The organism is Paraburkholderia sp. CNPSo 3076 (genome assembly GCF_026343935.1).
In the GTDB taxonomy this organism is placed as follows: domain Bacteria; phylum Pseudomonadota; class Gammaproteobacteria; order Burkholderiales; family Burkholderiaceae; genus Paraburkholderia; species Paraburkholderia nodosa.
This window is the reverse complement of sequence record NZ_JAPMAL010000102.1, coordinates 1-2642: the sequence shown is the minus strand read 5'-3', so window position 1 is coordinate 2642 and position 2642 is coordinate 1. Positions and strand designations below refer to the sequence as shown.

The window sequence follows — 2642 nt, the reverse complement described above, 5'->3', positions numbered from 1 at the left end:
ACTAAACCGCTGACGCGGTAGTGGGAGGTGGGCACAGGTTTGTGGCTGACTTTTCATGAAGTGGGTCGTCTGGCGCTGAACCCCGGCGAGGCGGTGATCGATATCGCCAGGAGCAGTATGTGAACGCCCGGTTGGGCATTCCACCCACTGCTTCCAGGAGGTTCGCCATGACGCCACTGCGCCAACGCATGCTGCATGACATGCAGATCCGCAACCTTGCAGAGAATACCCAGAAGTCCTATTTGATTCAGGTATCCAGTTTCGCCCGACACTTCCGCCGTTCGCCCGAACTGCTGGGTCCCGAGGAGATCCGGGCCTGGCTAATCTATCTCCGCGAAGAGCGCAAACTGGCACCCGCCAGTCTCAGCCCGGCGATCGGTGCACTGCGCTTTCTCTATCGCGTGACGCTCAAACGTGACTGGAGTGACGAGGATTTCCCATTGCCCAGGAAGCCGGTCCGCCTGCCGGTTGTCCTCAGCCTGGAGGAGGTCACCACCTTCTTCGACTCGATCCCCAGCCTGAAGCATCGGACCATCCTGATGGTTGCCTACGCAGCCGGCCTGCGCGTGTCGGAAGTCGTCCACCTGAAGGTCACGGACATCGACAGCAAGCGCATGGTCATCCGTGTGAACCAGGGCAAGAACCGCAAGGATCGCTACGTAATGCTCTCGCCGCGTCTGCTCGAGATCCTCAGAACGTACTGGCAAGACGCTCACCCCCGCGGCTGGCTGTTTCCAGGTGATATTCCTGGACACCCCATCACGCGGGGCGCCGTCTCGCGAATCTGCGCTCTCGCTCGCCAACGATGTGGCATCCGGAAGCCGATAACACCGCATTCCCTGAGGCATGCATTCGCGACCCATCTGCTCGAAGCCGGTACCGATGTGCGCAGGATCCAGCTGCTCATGGGCCATAGGTCCCTCGCGACTACTTCGCGCTACTTGAGAATCGCGACCAGCACCGTATGTGCGACAGCGAGTCCCTTCGATCTGCTGCCGCACGCCGCGCCGATTCCATCGCCGCCACCTGCGCCCGAGTACTTCTGAAGCCGGCGATGCGCCCGGCGCTCGAGGTGGCGGACATCCTTCGCCGCTGTGGTCCGCAGTATCGGCAGACCCACGCCGAGGGGCTCACTCGTGTCCAGCGGCGCGTGATGAGCGCCATCGAGCTTTGTCGTACCGCCGCGCTCGGCGGGCATGTCGAGCGGTGCGACGCGTGCGGCCATCAGCGCATCGCCTACGACTCTTGCCGCAATAGACATTGCCCAAAGTGCCAGTCGCTCGCCCGTGCGCAATGGCTTGAACGCCGGCAGGCCGAGCTGCTTCCCGAGACCGAGTACTTCCATGTCGTCTTCACGCTTCCCGAACCCATCGCGACTCTCGCGTACCAGAACAAACGCGTGCTCTACGACATGCTGTTTCGCGCCAGCGCCGAGACGCTTCGCACGATCGCTGCCGATCCGAAGCACCTGGGCGCCGAGATCGGCTTCATCACGATCCTGCACACGTGGGGGCAGAATCTGCTGCACCACCCGCACGTGCATTGTGTCGTGCCCGGTGGTGGCATCTCCCCGGACGGTGAACGCTGGATCACTTGCCGCCCCGGATTCTTCCTGCCCGTGCGGGTGCTCTCACGACTCTTTCGCCGACTGTTCCTCGAGCAGCTGCGCCGCGCTTTTGACGCTGGCATGCTTCGCCTGCACGGCCAGCTCGAATTCCTAAGGGATGCCAGGGAATTCGCTGCCTGGCTTGCGCCCGCTGCCAGGTCTGAGTGGGTCGTCTACGCCAAGCCACCCTTTGGCGGTGCCGAACATGTGCTCGATTACCTGGGGCGCTATACCCATCGCGTCGCCATCTCCAATAACCGGCTGCTGGGTTTCGACGGAAACGGCGTGCAGTTCCGCTGGAAGGACTACCGGCACGAGGCCCGGCACAGGACCATGACGCTCACGGCTGACGAGTTCATCCGCCGCTTCCTGCTGCACGTGCTGCCCGACGGCTTCAAGCGCATTCGCAGCTACGGCTGGCTCGCCAACTGCCACCGAGCGCAGCGCCTGGCCATCTGCCGGCACCTGCTCGGCGTCGAGCCGCCCGCCGCCGAATCACCCGCCAACGGAGAAGATTACCGCGACCGGTACCAGCGGCTCACCGGCAGGTCATTGCGTGACTGCCCCGTGTGCGGCAAGGGCCACATGGTCCGCATCGAAGGCGGCGTGCCCGGCATCCTTCCGCGGGCTCCGCCTGCTCCCGCCCATGTGCACTAGCCGATATCGACACTTTCGCCCAACACGCTCGCCTTGCCCGATCAGGCCTGCGTGCCCGAACTCGTGTCTTCGGTATGCTCTCGCAGCACAATGCTCCGAAACTTCGGCTTACCCGCCCACTGAAGCTCGCATTGCTGCCGCGCTCACTGTGCATCCCGCACTCGCTCGCCCTGAACCTCGGAGCGATAGTCACGCCCCGAGTATCGCGAACCACCGAGTCGTTCATTCAATGCCCATAGCCGCCACCGCCCGTGGAGCGGTTTAGCACAAACGTTTTTTTGATTACCGATCTCGGATTGGCCTCGCTTAGCCTGTTCAGGCGTCTGCGGCCGCGATCGCTAACCAAAAAAACCTCTGCATTATGGCCTCGAGGCCATAA

Annotated in this window: 2 protein-coding genes; both read left to right on the top strand. The window is 63.0% G+C overall.

Annotated elements, in window-relative coordinates; all coding sequences use genetic code 11:
- Positions 1 to 167 precede the first annotated feature (167 nt).
- Positions 168 to 1046 (top strand): tyrosine-type recombinase/integrase, encoded by an 879-nt coding sequence (locus M3A49_RS42110; RefSeq protein ID WP_266233964.1) that lies wholly within the window; start codon positions 168 to 170, stop codon positions 1044 to 1046.
- Between the two features lie 8 nt (positions 1047 to 1054).
- Positions 1055 to 2263 (top strand): IS91 family transposase, encoded by a 1209-nt coding sequence (locus M3A49_RS42105; protein ID WP_266233965.1) that lies wholly within the window; start codon positions 1055 to 1057, stop codon positions 2261 to 2263.
- Positions 2264 to 2642 lie beyond the last annotated feature (379 nt).

Bases quoted from the DNA above. Each gene is read 5' to 3' on its own strand.
- M3A49_RS42110 (WP_266233964.1), top strand. From the start codon at position 168: ATGACGCCACTGCGCCAACGCATGCTGCATGACATGCAGATCCGCAAC.
- M3A49_RS42105 (WP_266233965.1), top strand. From the start codon at position 1,055: ATGCGCCCGGCGCTCGAGGTGGCGGACATCCTTCGCCGCTGTGGTCCG.